27 protein-coding genes are annotated in these 18,091 nt (G+C 38.7%); 23 read left to right on the top strand and 4 right to left on the bottom strand.

The genetic code is table 11. The features are described from left to right. Window positions 1-55: 55 nt before the first annotated feature. Together IGI67_RS05905 and IGI67_RS05900 are read right to left on the bottom strand one after the other, a co-directional pair. Complete coding sequence (locus IGI67_RS05905; protein WP_429957087.1) at window positions 56-1,201, bottom strand: tyrosine-type recombinase/integrase; 1,146 nt, start codon at window positions 1,199-1,201, stop codon at window positions 56-58. A gap of 59 nt (window positions 1,202-1,260) precedes the next feature. After that, window positions 1,261-1,695: a helix-turn-helix domain-containing protein gene (locus tag IGI67_RS05900; protein ID WP_429957086.1), complete on the bottom strand. Its 435-nt coding sequence runs from the start codon at window positions 1,693-1,695 to the stop codon at window positions 1,261-1,263. Between the two features lie 159 nt (window positions 1,696-1,854). Here IGI67_RS05900 and IGI67_RS05895 point away from each other — a divergent pair, with 159 nt between their 5' ends. The 17 genes from IGI67_RS05895 to IGI67_RS05815 all read left to right on the top strand — a co-directional run bounded on the left by IGI67_RS05895 (window position 1,855) and on the right by IGI67_RS05815 (window position 11,534). Beyond that, the gene (locus tag IGI67_RS05895) at window positions 1,855-2,037 is read left to right on the top strand and encodes a hypothetical protein (protein ID WP_429957085.1); all 183 of its coding nucleotides are present in this window, start codon (window positions 1,855-1,857) and stop codon (window positions 2,035-2,037) included. Window positions 2,038-2,046: 9 nt separating this feature from the next. Then, window positions 2,047-2,331, top strand: a complete 285-nt coding sequence (locus IGI67_RS05890; protein ID WP_429957084.1) for a helix-turn-helix domain-containing protein — start codon at window positions 2,047-2,049, stop codon at window positions 2,329-2,331. 116 nt (window positions 2,332-2,447) lie between these two features. Next, entirely contained in the window at window positions 2,448-2,657 is a 210-nt protein-coding gene (locus tag IGI67_RS05885) for a hypothetical protein (RefSeq protein WP_429957083.1), read from the top strand. A 130-nt stretch (window positions 2,658-2,787) separates the two neighbouring features. After that, entirely contained in the window at window positions 2,788-2,964 is a 177-nt protein-coding gene (locus IGI67_RS05880; protein ID WP_429957082.1) for a hypothetical protein, read from the top strand. Next, window positions 2,964-3,233 (top strand): hypothetical protein, encoded by a 270-nt coding sequence (locus tag IGI67_RS05875; RefSeq protein ID WP_429957081.1) that lies wholly within the window; start codon window positions 2,964-2,966, stop codon window positions 3,231-3,233. The genes IGI67_RS05880 and IGI67_RS05875 overlap by 1 nt, the downstream gene beginning before the upstream one ends. Continuing rightward, window positions 3,230-3,448, top strand: a complete 219-nt coding sequence (locus tag IGI67_RS05870; protein WP_429957080.1) for a hypothetical protein — start codon at window positions 3,230-3,232, stop codon at window positions 3,446-3,448. Before IGI67_RS05875 ends, IGI67_RS05870 begins: the two co-directional genes overlap by 4 nt. 28 nt (window positions 3,449-3,476) lie before the next feature. Then, a complete protein-coding gene (locus tag IGI67_RS05865) occupies window positions 3,477-5,963 on the top strand; it encodes a VapE domain-containing protein (RefSeq protein ID WP_429957079.1) in 2,487 nt (828 codons plus the stop codon). A 337-nt stretch (window positions 5,964-6,300) separates the two neighbouring features. Further along, window positions 6,301-6,501, top strand: a complete 201-nt coding sequence (locus IGI67_RS05860) for a hypothetical protein (protein WP_429957078.1) — start codon at window positions 6,301-6,303, stop codon at window positions 6,499-6,501. Continuing rightward, entirely contained in the window at window positions 6,494-6,691 is a 198-nt protein-coding gene (locus tag IGI67_RS05855; protein ID WP_429957077.1) for a hypothetical protein, read from the top strand. Before IGI67_RS05860 ends, IGI67_RS05855 begins: the two co-directional genes overlap by 8 nt. A gap of 1 nt (window position 6,692) precedes the next feature. After that, a complete protein-coding gene (locus tag IGI67_RS05850) occupies window positions 6,693-6,845 on the top strand; it encodes a hypothetical protein (protein ID WP_429957076.1) in 153 nt (50 codons plus the stop codon). Between the two features lie 137 nt (window positions 6,846-6,982). After that, entirely contained in the window at window positions 6,983-7,117 is a 135-nt protein-coding gene (locus IGI67_RS05845; RefSeq protein WP_429957075.1) for a DUF2292 domain-containing protein, read from the top strand. A 455-nt stretch (window positions 7,118-7,572) separates the two neighbouring features. Beyond that, a complete protein-coding gene (locus tag IGI67_RS05840; RefSeq protein WP_429957074.1) occupies window positions 7,573-8,064 on the top strand; it encodes a hypothetical protein in 492 nt (163 codons plus the stop codon). A 22-nt stretch (window positions 8,065-8,086) separates the two neighbouring features. After that, window positions 8,087-8,596: a hypothetical protein gene (locus tag IGI67_RS05835; protein WP_429957073.1), complete on the top strand. Its 510-nt coding sequence runs from the start codon at window positions 8,087-8,089 to the stop codon at window positions 8,594-8,596. Between the two features lie 88 nt (window positions 8,597-8,684). After that, window positions 8,685-8,870 carry a hypothetical protein gene (locus IGI67_RS05830; protein WP_429957072.1) on the top strand — a complete coding sequence of 62 codons (186 nt, stop codon included), beginning with the start codon at window positions 8,685-8,687 and terminating at the stop codon, window positions 8,868-8,870. Between the two features lie 2 nt (window positions 8,871-8,872). Further along, window positions 8,873-9,400 carry a hypothetical protein gene (locus IGI67_RS05825; protein ID WP_429957071.1) on the top strand — a complete coding sequence of 176 codons (528 nt, stop codon included), beginning with the start codon at window positions 8,873-8,875 and terminating at the stop codon, window positions 9,398-9,400. 17 nt (window positions 9,401-9,417) lie between these two features. Beyond that, window positions 9,418-9,618, top strand: coding sequence for a cold-shock protein (locus IGI67_RS05820; RefSeq protein ID WP_429957070.1), 201 nt, complete (start codon window positions 9,418-9,420; stop codon window positions 9,616-9,618). Between the two features lie 908 nt (window positions 9,619-10,526). Continuing rightward, the gene (locus IGI67_RS05815) at window positions 10,527-11,534 is read left to right on the top strand and encodes a DUF4767 domain-containing protein (protein WP_429957069.1); all 1,008 of its coding nucleotides are present in this window, start codon (window positions 10,527-10,529) and stop codon (window positions 11,532-11,534) included. Window positions 11,535-12,486: 952 nt separating this feature from the next. Here IGI67_RS05815 and IGI67_RS05810 read toward each other — a convergent pair. Beyond that, complete coding sequence (locus tag IGI67_RS05810; protein ID WP_429957068.1) at window positions 12,487-13,179, bottom strand: CPBP family intramembrane glutamic endopeptidase; 693 nt, start codon at window positions 13,177-13,179, stop codon at window positions 12,487-12,489. Between the two features lie 134 nt (window positions 13,180-13,313). Here IGI67_RS05810 and IGI67_RS05805 point away from each other — a divergent pair, with 134 nt between their 5' ends. The 5 genes from IGI67_RS05805 (at window position 13,314) to IGI67_RS05785 (ending at window position 16,599) form a co-directional block, all read left to right on the top strand. After that, a complete protein-coding gene (locus IGI67_RS05805; protein WP_207106754.1) occupies window positions 13,314-13,529 on the top strand; it encodes a hypothetical protein in 216 nt (71 codons plus the stop codon). After that, window positions 13,516-14,460 (top strand): SPFH domain-containing protein, encoded by a 945-nt coding sequence (locus IGI67_RS05800; protein WP_429957067.1) that lies wholly within the window; start codon window positions 13,516-13,518, stop codon window positions 14,458-14,460. The genes IGI67_RS05805 and IGI67_RS05800 overlap by 14 nt, the downstream gene beginning before the upstream one ends. A 38-nt stretch (window positions 14,461-14,498) precedes the next feature. Next, window positions 14,499-15,212, top strand: coding sequence for a DNA/RNA non-specific endonuclease (locus IGI67_RS05795; protein WP_429957066.1), 714 nt, complete (start codon window positions 14,499-14,501; stop codon window positions 15,210-15,212). Between the two features lie 118 nt (window positions 15,213-15,330). Beyond that, a complete protein-coding gene (locus IGI67_RS05790) occupies window positions 15,331-15,786 on the top strand; it encodes a DUF3788 domain-containing protein (RefSeq protein WP_429957065.1) in 456 nt (151 codons plus the stop codon). A gap of 171 nt (window positions 15,787-15,957) precedes the next feature. Further along, entirely contained in the window at window positions 15,958-16,599 is a 642-nt protein-coding gene (locus IGI67_RS05785; RefSeq protein WP_429957064.1) for a lactate utilization protein, read from the top strand. Window positions 16,600-16,657: 58 nt separating this feature from the next. On the opposite strand, the gene clpP is transcribed toward IGI67_RS05785, so the two are convergent. Then, window positions 16,658-17,251 (bottom strand): ATP-dependent Clp endopeptidase proteolytic subunit ClpP, encoded by a 594-nt coding sequence (gene clpP / locus IGI67_RS05780; protein WP_088932181.1) that lies wholly within the window; start codon window positions 17,249-17,251, stop codon window positions 16,658-16,660. Window positions 17,252-17,547: 296 nt separating this feature from the next. Here clpP and IGI67_RS05775 point away from each other — a divergent pair, with 296 nt between their 5' ends. After that, window positions 17,548-18,063, top strand: a complete 516-nt coding sequence (locus tag IGI67_RS05775; RefSeq protein ID WP_207106685.1) for a hypothetical protein — start codon at window positions 17,548-17,550, stop codon at window positions 18,061-18,063. The last annotated feature ends 28 nt before the right edge of the window (window positions 18,064-18,091 follow it).

Raw genomic sequence — 18,091 nt, 5'->3', positions numbered from 1 at the left:
AATAGGCTTTTTCATAAAACTTGAAAATTGAATCTAAAGAGATTTCAAAATCGAGCTATTTCATGATGTTAGCCAATAGATTGACTGCGGCTGTTTTCTTCTCTTCATATACTCCCGCATAGGTATCAAGTGTCATGCTTACAGTTGAATGTCCTAATAAGTCAGAAACGGTTTTAAAGTCTATGCCTTCACTAATAAGCATGGTAGCGTATGTGTGTCGTAGAGCATGTGGGCTAAGTTTAGGCAATTCACATCTCTTACAGATTCGGTGCATCCATAAACGTGGGTGTGATAGCTGAATAGGCTCGTTGTCGATCGTTGTGAATAGCAGTTGTTTCGCGTCCATCGTATTGATACCGATCTGCAGCCATTCTGCACGTTGCGTCCGACGCCATTTTTTTAGAATGGAAACCGTCGCATCATCAAGCGGGATCACACGGCGAGATTTTCGAGTCTTAGGCTCTTCAAGGTAAAGCCGTCTATTTTCTCCCCTGGTGAGTGTTTGCCGTACCGTGAGCGTCTTACTCTCAAAGTCTATTGCATCCCACTGTAGCCCTAAAAGCTCACCTTGTCGGCATCCAGTGAAAGCGGCCAAATGAAAAAAAGTAAAGATTTTAGATGATTCATTTTGGTCTGCATCGCCTAGAAAACATTTAAGTTGGTCTTTCGTGAAGAAGTGTATTTTCTTCTCTGAAAGATCGGCTTTTTTCTTTGGGATGGTAATCAATTTAACAGGGTTGCTTTTTGCTAGACCTTGCCGGATCGCGAACTCATAGAGCCGCGATACATTAGAAATATACTCCTTGTAGTGCTTGTTTTCCTTTTCAAAGCACATGAAGTTAGCAAATCTTTGCACGTCAGCAGGCTTGATTTTATCCATCTCAGACTCGCCAAACTCAGGCAGAATATATTTATTGAATTTCTGCTTAAGCTTCACTAGCGACGATTCTTTGACAGTTAGCTGGTAGGTTTGTAGCCATAACTCATACACAGCTTTGAAATCAGTAGCCTTGCTGCGTGCGATGCCGTTTTTCTCAATCTCTAACGCTTTACGATCGATGAACACCTTTGCTTCTTTCCTCGATTTAAAACCACGCTTTTCTGTGTTGACTTGCTTATTTGTCAGCGGATCAATACCGAGATAGGCTTTTACAGCCCAGTATTTACCTTTTTTAGTTTTATATTCTTTATATGTTGCCATTGTATTTTCCTCCCAGTACCTAGCTTGGGGCGAAGGTATGTATAGAGAGGGTTGATCAGTTAAGCATTATTTGATTTTGCAAACACCTCTATGAGATCAACTAGGATAGAGAACTGTTCCTCAGGGAGGTTAACGATATTAGATAGTAGCTCCTCAGAACCAACCATGTTGTCACGTTCTGGAGAAAAACCTAGAAGGACTAATTTGGAATCTAAATCATGGACTAGTTTTGATATATTTTTTGCTTTTTCCTTTTCGTAGTCATCATGGACCAAACTCAGAGTTAGGTCATCGTCATTCTTTTTGGAACTCAGTCCCATCATATACGCGGGTGTTACTTCAAAAAAATCAGCCAGTTTTTCCCAAACATCAATGCGTGGTTGTCGATCACCACGTTCATAGTTACCTAAAACAGAAGCATTCATGTTCAGTTTAAGACCTAGCTCGCGTAAAGAGTAGCCTTTCTCTTCTCGTAGTTGTCGAAGTCTGTTCATTAATAGCACCATCCTTTTCATCCATTATAGCGACATCAAAAAGAATTATCAACAATAAAAAAATACAATATGTTGTTGACATCAATATGATGTCATGTTAAGTTAAATATAACGAAATGAGGTTTTGATTTCGTAAAACATCAAATTGAGGTGGAATCAATGAAAGCTAACAAGGAAATCAGAAGTTGCATTTTTATCAATGGTTTGAAAAACTGGCAAGTTGCAGAATGTGTAGGTATTTCTGACAGTCGTTTTTCTGTTTGGTTAAGAACTGAATTGAGCGATGATAGAAAAGCGCGTGTTGAAAAAGCCATTTCCGAATTGTTGTCAGAAAGAAAGTGAGGTGAGAACATGGCAAAGCTAAGCATTGAATCAATAGACTTTGCTGATGAGGCGTTTCAGCCATTAGTAAGTTTAATTACTAACTCGGTCGGTGAAGCTTTCAAACTGCAGCAGAAGCGTGCAGAGCTTCCCGTGTGGATGAATAAAAAGCAGGCTTGTGAGTATTGCAATGTTGCGTACAATACTTTGACAGGCAAGCTGATTCCGAATGGGTTAAAAGTTTCGATCGTGGATGGTATCGAGCGCATTAGCAAAGAGGCTTGCGATGAATTTTTGAAGAAACATGAGATTTAAAATTTTGGATTCCTAGCGTGGGGCGATGGAGCACTTCTCTTAACTGAGAGCACATAAGCAGAAAAGTTACTGTAGGCAATTGTTCGAAAGTTGGGCTAAAAGATTGGAGGGTATTAATGAACAAGTATCAAGAATTTCACCAATTAAAAAAGGAAATCAGTACGAAGCTGGTGACGATCCAAGATGGCGACAGGTTAGACGGGATCCCGGATGATCTGATAGCAGAGGGCACCAACAAAGATGTATTTTACGAATGCTGCGCGATGATGCAACGAGCTAAAGAGTTAGCCGATGAGATCGCATTGCAGGAAGCAACAGAGGACTAGCACATGATTGAGGACAAAAGAAAAGCCTTATCTCACAAAAGTCTTGGCGGACAGAGATAAAGGCAACAAACGGGCAGAAGCCCAGATTCTTTTGTCCATTCTACCACAAAAACAGAATGGAGCATACAACATGAACAGAAAAATCAATCTTTTCTTAGCGGCATTTCTCCTAGGTGGTATCGCTACAGTGTTACCGCTGCTATTAAAAATTATTCTCTTTACCGGCATCGCACTGAGGCAATTTATGGTATATGACGAGTTTTCATACAGTTGGGATATTAGGAGACGCGTAGGAGGAGCAAAGTAATGAAGCAATCAGAAATTAGATTAATGGCCGATGAACTAGAAGGATTGACCTACCAAATTGGGATGGTACGCAATTACTTATCTACACTGAGTTTAACTGCTGTACTTGATGAGGAACCAGCACAGGGAGTCTTTTACTCTCTAACTCAAGACCGAGGTCTTACCAATATGGAAAGAAGTTTGGAGACAATCCAAAATAAAATTGATAAAGCAGCGATCGCGATGCAAGAGATTTTAGACTCATACGAGAAGAAGGGAGTTTCTGAATGATGACTTTGGACGAATATTTAGGTAAAGAGTTAGCGCAAATGGTTCGTGAATTGTTAGAAAATGCGAAGGTATCTAGTAAAAAAGAAAAATTAAGTTTAGCTGCATCGTTGCGTAGTGACGCTGAGAAATCGAGAAAAGTAGAACGGGATATTTCGCGTGAGATTTTATTAAAATTAGCGGATCAGATCGAGTCAATGTGTGTAGTTGAAAGTTGAAATATGTGATTTATAGAGGAGCAGGCAAATGGAACAAAGACGGAGTAAGAAGCAAAAAAGGATAAAATACGACGGTGAAATAAATCTCGCGGTAGCAAATAACCGAATGGCAAAACGTTGGAAAAACAAAACGTTGCGGTGGTCTGAGTTTCTGCAGATGTTGGATAATCCGATAGAAACACATGAGACACCGGAAGAGTATCAGAAAATGTCGAAGAGCCAAAAGGATCAAATCAAGGACGTAGGTGGCTTTGTCGGCGGTTTCCTAAAAGAAGGACGAAGAAAACGCGGCAATGCAACCATGCGGAGCCTTATTACCTTGGATGCAGATAGCACGAGCTCAGATTTATGGGATACGGTCAGTTTTATTTTCGGAAAGGCAGTGGCGATTTATACAACCCATAGCCATACTCAAAAGACACCACGGTACCGTTTGATATTTCCATTAAGCCGGCCGGTCACTGCAGATGAGTACGAGCCAATCGCTCGAAAGCTAGCAGATTTGGTAGGGATGGATAATTTTGACGATACCACTTATCAAGCTGAAAGAATGATGTACAATCCCAGCCATTCAAGAGAAGGCGTTTATTTTTTCGATTATATTGATTCTCCTTGGCTGAACCCGGATGATATTTTAGCCGAGTACGAGGATTGGCGCGATGCCTCTTTTTGGCCAGAATCCAGTCGCGGCTATTCGATCAGAGAACGACAAGCGAAAAAGGCAGGAGATCCGCTAACTAAAAAAGGCGTGATTGGAGCATTTTGCCGAGTGTACGACATCCAAGGAGTGATCGAGAAATATCTATCGGAAGTTTACGAACCGTCATCGCATAATGATCGATACACCTATATAGAGGGTTCGACAGAAGGTGGGTTGATAATATACGAGGATAAATTTGCATATAGCCATCACGGTACGGATCCAGTCGGTGACAAGCTAGTAAATGCCTTTGATCTTGTTCGTGTCCATTTATTCGGTTATCTGGATGAGGAAGCAAAGCCCGATACACCTATATCAAGATTGCCCTCATATAAAGCGATGATCGAAAAGGCCAGGGAAGACCCTATTGTCAAAAGTGAGCTGATTGCTGAAATGTTTGATTCCTTGGAAGATGATTTTGGCAGCCTTGATGATACTGAGGACGACTGGGGCGATGATTGGGAATCTGATGCAACGGAAAAGACAAAAGAATGGTTGTCTATGCTGCGACTTACTGAAAAAAATGAACTGCAACGGTCTATTTATAACGGCTTTCTATTTTTAGAACATGATCCAGTGCTAAAGGGCTGTTTGCGATTTAATGATTTCACACAGCAGAAGGAGCGTGCTAAAAAGCTTCCTTGGTCTGATAGCAAGGAATCCGTTTGGACTGACAATGACACAACGATGCTGCGAGCATTTCTTGATGAAAAACGCCAACTGCAAATCAAAGAGAATAACCTATATGCCTCCATTTTGCAGTCTGCCTATGAACGTCGCTATCATCCGGTGAAAGAGTATATAGAACGTGAGGAATGGGATGGTGTAGAACGAGTAGAGACGTTGTTTATTGACTATCTAGGGGTAGAAGACTCTGAGTATTCTCGCGCAGTTACTCGCAAATGGATGGCGGGGGCGATTGCACGAATCTACCAACCGGGGATTAAGTTTGAAATGGTCCCGGTGCTGAGTGGTTCTCAGGGAATCGGAAAATCTACCACAATCAATAAGCTAGCACCAGATTATTTCTCAGATAGTCTAAAAGGGTTAGGAGTTAGCAAGGATGATCTGCAGTTCTTAGTAGGATCTTGGTTGATCGAACTAGGAGAGCTGTCTGCGATGAAGAAAACAGAAGTTGAAAAGACGAAACAATTCATTTCTGCGACAGAAGATCGTTTTAGACCACCATACGGACGTGAGACTCAATCTTTTCCGCGGACATGCGTATTTATTGGGACCAGCAACGATGATCAGTATTTGAAGGATAAGACCGGGAATCGTCGTTTTTACCCGCTCACATGTAGTAGGGGGCGACAAAAAGCATCACCATTCGATGGAAGTTTAGAAACGATCGTGTCGCAATTATGGGCGGAAGCAAAGCATTATTATGACCAAGGCGAAAAGCTTTATTTATCTGAGAAATTGGAATCTGTCGCAATCCAGAAGCAGAAGGCTGCTGAAATGGAAGACATTGCGGAAGTCATCGTTTATGAGTATTTGGACATTAAAATCCCGCCTGACTGGTATGAACGTGATATTCCGGACAAGCAGAGATACATTCAAGATATTTTGAACAACCGAGAACACATCACCGTTGATTTTGACAGTACAAAGCTTGAGCCGCGAATGCTCGTTACGTCTAAAGAGATTCTATCAGAAGCGTTTGACAAGGATGTCAATTTCTCGTTAGATTTTCGCAGCAGTTCTGAGGTTCGAAAAATTGGGCTTATCATGAACAATCATCCTGGCTGGAGAAGAAAGACAATTCGTTTACCTAATGGAACGAAAACTCATAGAGGTTATAAGCGTTTGTGACATACGATTTTCTATAGGTCACACCTCTCAGACCTGCAGCCACAAGGACTACACTAGTTTTGTGACATGTGACAAACGATTTTTGAAAGTTTATATGTGAATTATGCAGAAATAGAAATAAGGCATATTTCCCTTTACTCATAGTAAATACAGAGAAGTAAAAAAAGATATGTCACATGTCACAATTGGATGGAAATGAAAGCAAAAGCTTGATATTTCGGTGTTTTCGAGTGTGACATACCAGTAATGAATATAGGTCACAATTTCAAACTGTAACACACAATTGCACGAGAATTTAAAACAATTCCGTGTTAGCACGACAGAAATGGAGATTAGTATGAGAAAAGTAAAAGTGATTTCAGGGCCAGCGAGCCTTGTTGAACCAAAGATAGCTAAATTTTTGAAAGAGGTTCCTTATATGGAGATAGAATCCTGCAATTCAAGCTCCGCATGGGACGATTCATTCAGGACTGTAATTGTAACGGTAACTATCATCTATATAGACAACACAGAAAAAATGAGGGCCTTTTATGAATGAACAAAAAGTTAACGCTTTGCTTGCATATCACAATAAGGAACTGCGCAAGTTACGCGAGATCCAAAACAATACACGAAGTCAAACGGTGAGAGAATCGACAGAAAAATATATCCAGCGCGAAAAAGAAAAAATAAACAAGCTTCATAAGGAAAAACGAGAATATTTATTATCTAAAAAGAAGGAGCGATAGAATGATGGGAAAAACAAAGCGGCAGAAAAATGGATTTATGGGTGGAACTTACATGAAAGAACGAGTAGAGAAACCTGCAACAGAGGAATGGCTTGATGCACGCCGGGCGGAGAAACGACTTACCAGAAAACTCCGAAAGTTGAAAAAGAAATAATAGATGGCTTTGCCAAGATCGCAATTGTTAACCTTTAGAATCCAAAAACCTGACAAAACCTCATTTTTTTCACGTATAGGTGGTTAGGAAAAGTAAAAGTTGCGCATGATGAAAAAATCTTGATAAGAGGTGGAATAATGGATAAACTGTATATAGATACGGATAAGAAAGCGGTCACTGTAGAACTGCCACAACACGGATCAGTAAAAGTAATCGTACAAGATGGCAAAGTGATCCGTACCGAAACAACGGCATCACAAAAATTTAAATAGTCTGACTGGAAAACCAGAGGACATGAGACTTCTATCCATAATTGGAGAGGTCTTGTGTCCTCTTTTTGTTGTAAAAAAACTTTAGAAGGTAAGAGAATACTTGAAATCCTTTTTCTGACGGCATTGACGAAGGTTTCTAGAAGAATTTTACTCCTAAAGAATACTAAAGTATCCCGACATTTCCGACACCATAAAAAAGAGTTCATTTCCGGCACTTTCGGCACCCATAAAAAAGAGGGAAAACTTCCGTTTCTTCCGTCCTAAAAAAAAAGACGATCAAATAAGAGATTTCCGGAGTTTTCGGGCACCATAAAAAGATAGACAAAGTGTAATGTACAAAAATAGTGTATGAATGTTGTAACGCCGCCATGCACTTCTGAAAAAGACCTGACAAAAAAGTACAAATACGGGGAAACAAGACAAAACGGATACCATAAAAAAAGGAGTGATATATTTTGGATCCATTCGATGAAATCGTGATAAAAAACTATCTCTCTTTTCCGACAATCTTTAGATCACTGCTGCAATACAGAAAAAGAGTCCATCAAGAATTCTATTTACGAAACATGTCGACGCACATCGAATTTACAAAACTTGGAATCGGTGTTGCTGGTTTTCGACCTGATCGAGAAGTAGAAAAGTTACTGCTAAAAATGGACTTGATTGATCATCGCATAGAACGGTATCGATTCAGGGAAAAACATTTTTCCTCTTTTCTGACCACATTGGATCCGACAGAGCGAGAAACACTAATAACCCACTTCTTATCAGATACAACAGTTACATGTCCTCAGAATTTGATTGACAGCGTTCTGAGTGAAATCAATGAGATAGAATCCGCTCTTTGCTTTAGACAAGGAATCGAGTCGCTAGAGGATGAATACACGGTATTGAATGAAGATGTAGACGACAACGTAGATAGGATGTGTGATTTTTTTGTTTTATGACAATATACGACCGGAATACTTTTTGAGGAAATGGAAATATTATGAGGCCGCTAGGGAGGTACTTGATCCCATCGAATTAGAGAATGCAACGATTTTCTTTCATGGAATGAAGCGCTTGTCTCAGAGTGATTTAAACTTACTGTCTGACGTTTATTATAAGAACGCAAAGCCTTGCACGGTAGATAGAAAAAACGGCTATATGACCTCCGTGAAGCCTGTAAAAAATGGCTTGTTAGCTTCAAAGTATCACGTATCTGCAATTCAATTTAAAGAACTGCGGAAACAAGCACAAGAGAATTTAAAAGCAGCCATGCAAGAAGTTTTAGACGAAATCGCCCTTTACTTTGTTTATCGGATCAATAGGAACTTGTATTTGGTTGACATTGTGGAGCGAGGCACGAGAAAAGAAAAATATGTTCTTGGTGAAGAATGCGATGCGAAGAAGTTCGGATCTTCAGATAGTGAGCAAGAAGCTAGTCATTTGAAGTCACTAGGATTCGAGCGTGTACCAGTAAATGAGGAGAGACAATGACAAAAAATAAGCCTAAAATTCGGAACGAAACCATGTAAATTACACAAAAAAAAACCAAATAAAAAATAACTGGAAGAAGGAATTTATGATGACTAGATATGAAATTTTAAAAGGCAAGCTGCATGAATTGGTACTTGCTGGAGTAATTAACGAAGACCTGGAGCAAGCCTTTATTCAAGAAGCAGAAGAGAATGGTACGGACAAGGATCAGAGTGTAGATGAACAAATGAAAGCTGCATTTTTAAAAGATGTATCAACAAAGGAGAGTAAATAAAAATGAACTTTGAACGAACAAAGCAATTAATGGAACAGCAAAAGGCGAAATTCCAATCAAATCAAAGCGTAGAGAAATCTCTTAAAGCAGCCTTGATGGCAGCAGAGCAAGAACTTGCATCAATCGATGGGAATTCCCGAGAAGCCTTTGCTATTAAAGGTGAGATCGATCAATTAAAAGAAGCTGTCTCAAAAAATTCGGCTGAGTATCGTCAAATTATTGAAAATAATGCAAAGGATATGAAAGATCAGCTTGATAAGGCTAAAAGGGAACTAATTGATCAGAACGATGCGGCATTGAAAGAGAAGTACGAAAGTGATTTAAGGTCTGCTGTTGATCGCGTGCTCGAATTGAAGCAAGGATATCAATCAGATGAGCAAGAGTTTATAAATCAGCTGTATGACGATCTCAGCGAGTTTAGACGCTACGATGATGGGAAACACCCTAGTGTTGACTACCTCACTTCAAACATCCACTCTTTTGGTTTTGCTTATGTAGTGAGCGAACAAGTGAACAGAATTAATAAATAAGAACGGAGAATATAGACATGCAAAAAGGTATAGTGAAATGGTTTCATACGGAACGAGGCTACGGCTTTATTACTGGAGAGGATGGACAAGATATTTTTGTTCATTGGTCTGATATTGTAGGTGAAGGGTATCGATCGTTAGAAGTTGGCCAATCCGTTGTTTATGTGATCAGTGAGAATGAAAAAGGAACGATCGCAACGAATGTAGTCGTTGAATAAATACAGAAGGGTGGCCAGAAATTCGGCTGCCTTTTTTGTTTGCGGTTTGTTGAGGGAGATAACTCCATGGGGATAAATTGCCAAATCCATTTTTGGCTTGGCTGAAAAAACCAACGAGCGCAATTTTGCGCTGGGCTATGATGGAATCAACTTGACCTAAAAAAGAGCCTACTGTTTCCGCAGCAGACTCCAAATGTAACAAGTTAATATTAAATTATCATTGTGAAATGGGCTTTTCAATTAAAAAAAGACTACTGTTAAAAACAGCAGTCAAATCGGAAAAAATTCTCTGAAAAAGAATTAATTGCGCCCATAGACAGTATAGAATTATAGTGCTTATAAATCAATAAAAAATAGACCACTGTTTCCGCAGCGGTCTAAATCTATAAAAGAATACATTTCGAAAAGATATTCTATCATTCTGTCATGTAGTTATCAATAGGTGAGGTCACTATCGGGTAATAGTGACCAATGAGTTAGTAAGGATTTATTATGGGGTATTTATAGGAACTAACTCACAATAAGCATTATACATCTGATTGACCCATAAAAAAAGACCGCCGACGGATCAGAAGGCGGTCGATGAGCTAGGTGAAAATGATAAGTCGGTTTGATTAAAGTAAGGAATATTTCACCTAGCTCATAACTATTGTACAATAAAATGGTTGAACAAAAAAGACCGCCATGCAATATGAGAGAGAGAAGGCGGTCAGTGGTGCTATTTTTCTAGCACCTTGGTAACTATTCTGTTAATCAATCTTCCTTAACTACAAATTAATTATATTCCCTATTTGTGATAAATCCAAAAGATACGCCTTAAAAATAATCATTTTGTGTATTTTAGAATCCACAATGTTTTTTTTGATATACTAAGTACAAATGAAAAATGGAATATAAGGAGGAATCACATGAAAAAAGTAGTTTTGGGTGTAGGAATTTGTATTTGCTTAGTTAGTTTTGTTGGGTGTAAGGCTGGAAATAAGGCAAAGCCGGAAAGTAGCTCTGTAAAGGTATCAGAATCATATTTAAAGGATGAAAAGAAAGAAAAAAGTAAGATCGTTGAAGAAAGTTCAAAAATTAAAAATGACGATACTTCTATATCATCTTCAGAGAAAGCAAGTGAGAGTAACAGTGAGAAAGCAGGGTCTATTTGGAATATTGACAAAGCAAGTAAACTTCAAAACTTTATGAAAAGTTGGGGAAATACGATGGGTCAGTCATATAAAGAATACCAACCGAATCACAATGTTGATTTTTATGGAGTAAAGTTATTAGGCAGCGATAAAAAACAACCTATAGCAGTAAACGAACAGATTGTATCTGCTGAATGGTCTAGTGATGGTCGATCGTCGGCTGATTATAGTATCGTCTCGGTATATTCGGATGCTGAAACTGCGCCGTATGCTGCGAAGCATGTTTACTTTTTTGGCTTTTATAATAATCAACCCGTTGTTCTAGTTTCGATGCAAAATCAAGGGATGCCAGATGGAGCCTTGCATTTCAAACGAACAGATAATAACGACCTAAATTCTGGTTTTCAAAACATTGTGAATGATAAGCCCGTTAATCAACCAGTTCAAAATAGTAATACGTGGTCTTCTATGGACGAAGCTATTCAATTTTATGAAGATACGTATCAAAATGCTTCAAATGAAATTGGAGAAAATTTTATTTGGGAAAATTACGATAGAAGTTGTTGGAGCTTGAGAGAAAATAGTGGTAACAGAATGCTCCTTCACTGGAGTAACATAGGCGGTGCTGGTGGTAGTTATGATGAGTTCGTAAAAAATGGAGATACGACTGAATTAATAGTTTATGATGGTAATGCATCATATCCCGATAACCCCTATGCAAAATATACAATCAGAAATAGCGATCATAAAGTTATACAGACAGAAGAATTGTGGAATAAATAAATTGACGTAGAATTGATATGTAAATCGGCGTTGGTGGTCTGTGAAAAGGTCTGTGAGTGTAAGTGAAACTATGTATAGCGCCCCAAGCTAGATGAGAAATTTTGTTGAATCTAAAGAAATATCTAAAGAGATTTCCCTCTATGTGTCAGTTTTCCTTGATGCTATGCTGTTTCTAGAGCATGCAAGATAAAACAGAAGCTTCCCAAGCTTCCGTCGCGAGTTCGATTCTCGTCACCCGCTTCTCTTTAGAAACACGACTGCTTTCTACCAACAAGCAGCCGTGTTTTTAGTATTTAATACTTTTCTTTCTACTGCCCCCTTGCTATTCAAACAGTGATTGATGTATGCTAGGGGTGATGTGAGGGGAAACCTTCACTTAGGGTAATTTATCCTGATTAAACCAACGTTTGTGGCTGAGCGTTGGTTTTTTTGCGTTGCTTTGAAAGCGGATTATGCAAAAAAGGATATTTTCAAATATAGTGAACTCAAACTGAGGTGCTTACTTTAATGAAGAGATTTATTCGTGTCATAAAATCGTTCTTTCTCATTTGACATTTACTAGAGTTCCTATATTTCAAGGAATATACTATGAGCTAATAATAAAAGAAGGAGGAGAGGAAATGATTTTTGAAGGAATTTATCGGTGGGTGAAACGAAGCCATATGTTTTTCTCTGTGCTGCTTTATGGTTTGAAAATACGTTTCTATTCTCGTTTACCTGCTGAAATCCCGAGCCGATTTGGGTGTAGTAGAGAGGTAAACAGCTGAGGAGATAAGGGAACCGTTTTTCCTTTTCGGATTGTTGGTAACAGTGATTAGTAAGAGTAACTATTCTGATTTGAACACGGAAATTCTGTTAGATAAAGTTGCTTTTAGTGGCTGCTTGCTGCTCGTCTCCTCAGTGAGTGCCTATCTCTTCTTTTTGTACTTGCAATTGTTGGAGTAAAAAGCTTCTATGAGGAGAGGTCAGGAGTGATTCTAAAAAACTTTAGGAACAGTAGTAAGAGTGCCGGCAGCATTGAGTTCATAGTATTTAGCATCCAGTGAACGATGATCGAGCTCCAAATATTGCCTGAGAGCAAATAGATTCCTCCCAAATATAGACCTAATACCATGTAAGGGATCATTGCATATACATTGCCGTTGAAATTGTTCCAATGAATCAAACCAAATAGAATACTTTGGACAAAAAACATCATCATGCGCCAGGTTTTACTAGAAAATTGCCCTAATAGTAAATAGCGAAAGGTCAGTTCCTCAGTAAAAGGAGCAATAAAAGGAATAACGGCAGCTAGCACTGTCCAGCTGGGACTAAGTATTTGTAAGGAGTCACCTGTAGGGGTGCGAAGCTGAAGAAGTTCGCTAGGAAGCATTCGACGTGCAGCCTGCAGTATCAAAAAAGCACCGACAACTAAAATAATACTCACTAGTAATCTAAGAAAAAGCTTTTGTCGATAATGATGCCATTGTTCTTTTAAAAAATCGTGAAATAACCAAATCATAAGCAAAGCACCGATTAAAACTAGCGCTGTTGAGGCAAGTAAAGTGACTTTGGGATTTTTACTTAAACGGAATAAGTGGGCACCGATCAATAATTCTAATGGAATGATCAAAAGGCCCCACTGTTGTTTTTGAATTGCTTTCATTTGTTATCCCCCATTTCTTTTTTAGTTTAAAAAAATAGGGGAAATGTGTAAAGCAATATGAAATAAGAGTAATTTTGTATATGAATGTTTTGGTATACTGATAATAAGGGAGGGAGTTTGTATTGGATTATCAAATGCAGAAAACGATGGGGAAGTGTTTTCGCAGTAAAGGGTCAAGTATTACTGGGCTCATTCGAATTTTGGGTAGTTGGTATGACTACAAAGTGATCAACGGGCAGCCGAAGCCTGAAGATATGCTGGAGGTCATCGACTTTACCAGTCGGGAATTGTTAGTCGTCATCAATAATAATCTTGAAGAAAGTGATGTGAATTATATTGTTAATATTTAATATCATCTTATTAGTAATTGTGGTTGTTGTGCTTCTATTTATCATCAGCCAATTGGTCGTGATCGTTCAGCAAGGAGAGGTCAAAGTTGTCGAAAGTTTTGGTAAATATGTGAAGACACTGGATCCGGGGCTGCATTTTTTAATTCCGATTTTATATGTAGTTCGTCGTCGTGTCTCTTTAAAACAAACACCAATCCAAATTGAACCGCAAAGCGTGATCACTCGAGACAATGTAATCGTCGAAATCGATGAAGCGATCAAGTATCACGTGACAGATGCTAGGGCTTTTGTGTATGATAATGAGGATTCTGTCACATCAATGATCCAAGATTGTCAGTCAAATCTGCGCGGTATTATCGGTAAAATGGAATTGAATGAAGTATTGAATGGTACCGAGGAAATCAATGTGAATCTTTATGAAAGCGTGAAAGATATTACAGCTGGATATGGGTTGTCTATTGATCGGATCAATATCGGGGAAATATCAGTTTCTGATGAAATCGTCAATTCCATGAATAAATTGATCACAGCTAGTCGGGACAAGGAATCTTTGATCACGATTTCTGAAGGGAAAAAACAATCAGTAATATTAGAGTCAGAAGCAAAATCTTCTGAGATGCAGATTGATGCTGAAGCGCGAGCAAGACAAACAAAAATCGATGCCGATGCTCGAGCGGACCGCACTAGAATCGATGCAGCTGCGGAAGCTGATCGTATCGCAAAAATTACGGAAGCTGAAACAGCCCGTATCAAGGAGATCAATAAAGCTATTGCAGAAAGTAATTTGACTGATGAAATGATCGCCTATCTAGGAATTGAAGCCTTCAAACATGTGGTTGAAAATAATGGTAATACGGTGATCATGCCAAGTAATCTAACAGAGCTTGGTAATGTTCCGGCAATCAAGGAGATTTGGCAGCAGACGAAATAATGGGATCAGTGTGATGGAAAAAAGGAATTAGGAGTTGAATGACCATCGCAGCAAAAAAACAGATGCCAAAAGTCCTTTCTGCAATCGTAGTAGTCTTGGCAGGGATTTATGGAATTTATTCACAAATAGGATCACATGAAGAGTCGACTAATTCAGTAAAGAAAATTAATGTAAGTCAAGTTTCAGAAGTACCAGAGTATGATGGCAAGCATCAAACAATCCAATTGAACCATAACCAGCCGAGCTTTTCTGAGGAGGACCTTTCATTAAATGAAGGTACCTGGACGCGCTTTTCAGAATTGGACCAGCTGAATCGAGTTGGGGTTGCCAACGCCATGTTAGGCAAAGATTTGATGCCGCATCAAGAACGTGAACGTTTATATGTCAAACCAACAGGCTGGCATCAAAAATTTTATAATGATGAGCCATTGTTTAACCGCGCCCATTTGATTGCTTTTCAATTTTCAGGAGAGAACAACAATTTGAAAAATTTGATGACTGGTACGGCGTCATTAAATGATCCAGGAATGAATGACCATGAGATTGAAATTGGGAATTACATTCGTAAAACGAACCACCATGTACGTTATCGCGTAACGCCTTATTTTAAAGGAAATGAATTGGTTGCTCGCGGTGTCCAAATGGAGGGACAAAGTATCGAAGATGATGAGATATCATTTAATCTCTTCATTTACAATGTCCAAGATGGTATTAAGATTGATTATCAAAATGGCTATTCTCAAAAAGAGTAGAAGAAAATCATCCAAGTTTATCTTGGATGATTTTTTTGAAAAGAGCATTGGAGAACAAGCATAAAACTACGTTGTCAGCTAAAATGAATAGTCACTAAAGAAGAAAGCGGGTGCTACTATGCAATGGTATGAATTATTCCATGTGGATATCGAACCGACAGACCGACAAATTTCAGACTTTATTTCAAATCCATTATGGCAAGAATTATCGGAGTATTTAATACAGACCTATGCTGTGAAACCTAAGCGTGCTTATAGCGGTTGTTCAATGGGAGAGGGCTATTGGAAAGGATGGAATATAAAGTTCAAGAAGAACGGCAAAGCGTTGTGCACAGTGTATCCAAAGCAAGGATATTTCGTTGCGATGGTTTCCTTCAGTGCGAAAGAATTAGATGATGCCAATGCGTTGATATCAATGTGTTGTGAGTATACTAAAAATAAGTATCAGAATGCCAAGTCCAGCAAACTAGGAAAATCAATCTCTTTTGAAGTAACGGATCAAGATATCTTACAGGATATCAAAGAACTGGCAGCACTCAGAGCTCGTTCAACTAAAAAAACTAACAATGCCTAAGATATTCTTCTTGGGCACTTTTTGTGCTCAAGCTAAACTTGTTATTGCGAATCGAACTTAAATAATTGAAAATAGAGAAGGAAGTAAGAATCTCTTTTTTGGGAAATGAGTAAGTATGTGAATTTTGAACGTATAATTAAAAAGATAACTATTTGACTAAGGAGTTAGCTAATGGAAGATTATCAAAGAAAACGTTATGTTGCGGCGGCATCAACATTAAGCAAAAAGTTGGAACGGCGGAATTTTCAGCCAATTATTTGTCAGAACCTGTTGGAAGCGAGAGAACAGGCGATGAAGATCATTGATCCTGATAAATCAGTGGGTTTTGGCGGTTCGATTACTGTAGAGCAATCTGGTGTAATTGAAGAGCTATACAAAAGAGGGCAAAAGATCATTGATCGAGAAAGAACAAAATCACCAGAAGAGCGACATCAAGTGATGAAACAAGCATTGCTTTCTGATTATTTTTTAACGAGTATTAACGGAATCACTGAAGAGGGGGAGCTAGTAAATATCGATAGCGTAGGAAATCGTGTGGCTGCTCTGACCTATGGTCCAGATAAAGTACTGGCCTTTGTCAGTATGCGAAAAGTTTATGGAGATTTAACTGCGACAGTAGAAATGGTAAGAAAAAATACGGCCCCATTAAATGCTCACCGTTTAGGATTACAGAAAACACCATGCATCAAAAAAGGTCTCTGCGGTGATTGTCTTCAAACAGAATGCATTTGCAATACGCTTGTCATCACACGACGTTCAATGGCAAAAGATCGTATCGTTATTTTCTTGATCATTGATGAAGTTGGCCTATAAGAAAATAGCGAGTCAAACAAAATTAAAAACCGAGGAATTTTCCTCGGTTTCTTGTCGTTTAGCTTAAAGAGCTGCTATTTTCCATCACTTCATCGATCAGACCATAAGCTTTTGCTTCTTCGGCCGTCATGAAGTTATCACGATCGGTGTCGCGTTCGATTACTTCGATCGGTTGACCAGTACGTTCAGACAAAATGTTGTTCAAACGTTCACGCGTTTTTAAAATGTGACGTGCGGCAATTTCGATTTCAGTAGCTTGTCCCTGTGCACCACCTAGTGGTTGGTGAATCATGATCTCAGCATTTGGCAATGCAAACCTTTTGCCCTTAGCGCCAGCTGTCAGTAGGAAGCTTCCCATTGAAGCGGCCATACCAAGTACAATAGTTTGTACATCAGCTTTTACAAAGTTCATAGTATCGAAAATTGCTAAGCCAGCAGAAACGCTACCGCCTGGAGAGTTGATGTAAAGATAAATATCTTTTTCAGAATCTTGGGCATCCAAGAATAATAATTGGGCGATGATGGTGTTCGCCATATCGTCGTTCACTTGACCACTCAGCATAATGATGCGATCTTTTAATAAACGAGAATAAATGTCGTAAGCACGTTCGCCACGAGATGATTGTTCAATGACTGTAGGAACTAAATTCATAGTGAATCCTCCTTAAAATATTGTTCGTAAATTATTTTAGCACAAACGAGGTTAGATTGCTAAAACTTAAAGAAAGTATACAACGTTGGTCAGTTTTGGTCAAATAGAAGGCTCCGTTTTTTTAAACGGGTCAAACTATCCTAGAAACATGAAAATATGGTACTATTAATACCGATGATAACAGGATGTCAGATTGCCGCATTTTTATAAATTCTTCAGTGGGATGATAGACGTGTTGAGAATCAGTTTACTTTTGTAAGGAATAATTCCATAAGTATGAATTAGGAGGAAAAAACGTGGAAATCGCATTTATTGGACTAATTGGTGTATTGATTGGAGCAGGATTGACAGGTCTTGCCGTTTATTTTGTTTTTAAGTATATCGACTTGCGCCATCAACGTGAAAGAGAATTGGAGCATCAGGTTAAAGAAATTGAAACAATCAATCTTTTAAACAAAAAAGTGAATGAGATTTTATCCAAACGAAATGTTTTAATGCAAGATTATGTGACGTTTAATTCGTTCGATGACTGTTACATTACGATTGATGATTTCATTTATTTAAATTCTTTTGCTGCTCAAAATAATTTTTACTTGCCAAATTATTTAATCGAAGAGTTTTTCAAAAATATCTCTCACCGAAAAGTTATTTTATCTCCCGAGGAAACCGTTAAGATCGGCGGTTATACTTATAAGGGCGGACGGATTGTCATGGAGACTTTCTCTGAGCAGCTTTTAGAGATACTAGATGAAAAGAAACAGCAGTTAGCTCGCTCGACTAAACAGCCTTTACGTTATTTCAATGTACAATAGCGTTTTACAAGTGGACGTGGAAAGATTT

It is taken from the genome of Enterococcus sp. AZ196 (assembly GCF_050498845.1).
GTDB classification, from domain to species: domain Bacteria; phylum Bacillota; class Bacilli; order Lactobacillales; family Enterococcaceae; genus Enterococcus_A; species Enterococcus_A murrayae.
Note: the sequence above shows the minus strand (reverse complement) of the source record. Positions and strands in the feature narration are given on the sequence as shown.

Excerpts from the sequence above, each read along its gene's own strand:
- IGI67_RS05860 (WP_429957078.1), top strand. The coding sequence starts at position 6,301 with ATGAGAAAAGTAAAAGTGATTTCAGGGCCAGCGAGCCTTGTTGAACCA.
- IGI67_RS05785 (WP_429957064.1), top strand. The coding sequence starts at position 15,958 with ATGGAAGATTATCAAAGAAAACGTTATGTTGCGGCGGCATCAACATTA.
- IGI67_RS05865 (WP_429957079.1), top strand. The coding sequence starts at position 3,477 with ATGGAACAAAGACGGAGTAAGAAGCAAAAAAGGATAAAATACGACGGT.
- IGI67_RS05875 (WP_429957081.1), top strand. The coding sequence starts at position 2,964 with ATGAAGCAATCAGAAATTAGATTAATGGCCGATGAACTAGAAGGATTG.
- IGI67_RS05885 (WP_429957083.1), top strand. The coding sequence starts at position 2,448 with ATGAACAAGTATCAAGAATTTCACCAATTAAAAAAGGAAATCAGTACG.
- IGI67_RS05900 (WP_429957086.1), bottom strand. The coding sequence starts at position 1,695 with ATGAACAGACTTCGACAACTACGAGAAGAGAAAGGCTACTCTTTACGC.
- IGI67_RS05815 (WP_429957069.1), top strand. The coding sequence starts at position 10,527 with ATGAAAAAAGTAGTTTTGGGTGTAGGAATTTGTATTTGCTTAGTTAGT.
- IGI67_RS05825 (WP_429957071.1), top strand. The coding sequence starts at position 8,873 with ATGAACTTTGAACGAACAAAGCAATTAATGGAACAGCAAAAGGCGAAA.
- IGI67_RS05820 (WP_429957070.1), top strand. The coding sequence starts at position 9,418 with ATGCAAAAAGGTATAGTGAAATGGTTTCATACGGAACGAGGCTACGGC.
- IGI67_RS05805 (WP_207106754.1), top strand. The coding sequence starts at position 13,314 with ATGCAGAAAACGATGGGGAAGTGTTTTCGCAGTAAAGGGTCAAGTATT.
- IGI67_RS05790 (WP_429957065.1), top strand. The coding sequence starts at position 15,331 with ATGCAATGGTATGAATTATTCCATGTGGATATCGAACCGACAGACCGA.
- IGI67_RS05905 (WP_429957087.1), bottom strand. The coding sequence starts at position 1,201 with ATGGCAACATATAAAGAATATAAAACTAAAAAAGGTAAATACTGGGCT.
- IGI67_RS05880 (WP_429957082.1), top strand. The coding sequence starts at position 2,788 with ATGAACAGAAAAATCAATCTTTTCTTAGCGGCATTTCTCCTAGGTGGT.
- IGI67_RS05890 (WP_429957084.1), top strand. The coding sequence starts at position 2,047 with ATGGCAAAGCTAAGCATTGAATCAATAGACTTTGCTGATGAGGCGTTT.
- IGI67_RS05895 (WP_429957085.1), top strand. The coding sequence starts at position 1,855 with ATGAAAGCTAACAAGGAAATCAGAAGTTGCATTTTTATCAATGGTTTG.
- IGI67_RS05850 (WP_429957076.1), top strand. The coding sequence starts at position 6,693 with ATGATGGGAAAAACAAAGCGGCAGAAAAATGGATTTATGGGTGGAACT.
- IGI67_RS05830 (WP_429957072.1), top strand. The coding sequence starts at position 8,685 with ATGACTAGATATGAAATTTTAAAAGGCAAGCTGCATGAATTGGTACTT.
- IGI67_RS05855 (WP_429957077.1), top strand. The coding sequence starts at position 6,494 with ATGAATGAACAAAAAGTTAACGCTTTGCTTGCATATCACAATAAGGAA.
- IGI67_RS05810 (WP_429957068.1), bottom strand. The coding sequence starts at position 13,179 with ATGAAAGCAATTCAAAAACAACAGTGGGGCCTTTTGATCATTCCATTA.
- clpP (WP_088932181.1), bottom strand. The coding sequence starts at position 17,251 with ATGAATTTAGTTCCTACAGTCATTGAACAATCATCTCGTGGCGAACGT.
- IGI67_RS05845 (WP_429957075.1), top strand. The coding sequence starts at position 6,983 with ATGGATAAACTGTATATAGATACGGATAAGAAAGCGGTCACTGTAGAA.
- IGI67_RS05870 (WP_429957080.1), top strand. The coding sequence starts at position 3,230 with ATGATGACTTTGGACGAATATTTAGGTAAAGAGTTAGCGCAAATGGTT.
- IGI67_RS05795 (WP_429957066.1), top strand. The coding sequence starts at position 14,499 with ATGACCATCGCAGCAAAAAAACAGATGCCAAAAGTCCTTTCTGCAATC.